The organism is Bacillus sp. NTK071, assembly GCF_017303315.1.
In the GTDB taxonomy this organism is placed as follows: Bacteria; Bacillota; Bacilli; order Bacillales; family Guptibacillaceae; genus Guptibacillus.
On the sequence record NZ_JAFKOI010000086.1, the window covers coordinates 1 to 265 of the forward strand.

Genomic DNA, 265 nt, shown 5'->3' on the forward strand with positions numbered 1-265 from the left:
CGCGGATTGAGAAGCTGATGAAGGAATCGCTGATGCTGGTGACCGCGCTGGCGCCGACCATCGGCTACGACGCGGCCACCAAGGTCGCCAAGACCGCGCACAAGAACGGCACCACGCTGCGCGAAGAAGCCATCGCGCTCGGCTATGTCGATGGCGAGACCTTCGACCGCATCGTCCGCCCCGAAGACATGATCGGCCCCAGGGACTGATCTGCCTGAAGACGACAGGGAAGGGGCGGTCCGGAAGGGCCGCCCTTTTTCCTGCG

At 64.9% G+C, this 265-nt stretch carries 1 pseudogene; it reads left to right on the forward strand.

Going from position 1 to position 265, the window contains the following annotated elements:
* Positions 1 to 209: pseudogene (locus JI666_RS22130) on the forward strand (class II fumarate hydratase); the annotation flags it as partial.
* Positions 210 to 265 lie beyond the last annotated feature (56 nt).